This window comes from Enterococcus spodopteracolus (assembly GCF_030441955.1).
GTDB classification, from domain to species: Bacteria; Bacillota; Bacilli; order Lactobacillales; family Enterococcaceae; genus Enterococcus_B; species Enterococcus_B spodopteracolus.
The window spans coordinates 1-622 of the sequence record NZ_JARJHD010000074.1 but is presented as its reverse complement, the minus strand read 5'-3'; the positions used below and the strand labels follow the sequence as shown (position 1 = coordinate 622).

1 protein-coding gene is annotated in these 622 nt (G+C 42.4%); it reads left to right on the top strand.

Annotated features, from left to right (window positions below):
- Window positions 1–153: 153 nt before the first annotated feature.
- Window positions 154–622: hypothetical protein (locus P3R27_RS14570; protein ID WP_301399149.1), on the top strand; the 469-nt coding region annotated here is incomplete at its 3' end.

The window sequence follows — 622 nt, the reverse complement described above, 5'->3', positions numbered from 1 at the left end:
GTGGGGAAGCATAATCAAGAAAATGTATTCAAGGGGGTTGATTTGGAAAAGGCATTTTAGAAGGGAACTAGCAGGAGGAGCAAGCAGAAAGGGTCAAGCTAGGGGAATAAGTATGGGAAGAAAGAGGGAGAAAAAAGAAAAAAAGAAGGGAAAGTGAGGAAAGAGGAAGAGGAGGGAGAAAAAAGGGAGAGAAGAAAAGAGGGAGAGGAAAAAGAAGGGGAGAAAGGAGAAAAGAGAAGGGAAGAGAAGAAAGAGAAGGAAGAAGAAAAAAAGAGAGAGGGAGAAAAAGGAGGAACCCTAAAGAAGGAAGAAGAGAAAGAAAAAGAGGGAGAGAAGACTAGAGAGAAAGAGGAAAAGAAGAGAAAAAAAAGGAAAAAAAAGGAAGGGAGGGAGGGAAGAAGAAAAAAAAGGGGAGGGAAGGAGAGAAGAGAAAAGGGGGGGAAGAAGGGAGAAAGGAGGAGGGAGGAAAAAGAAAAAGAAAAGGGGAAAGAAAAAGAGAAGGGGGAGAAAGGGAGAGAGAAAGAAGAAGGGAAGAAGAAGATAAGAGGAGGAAGGGGAAAGGGAAAGAAAGAGAAGGAGAAAAAGAAGGAGGAGGAGGGGAAGGAATCATTCAGAAAAAGAT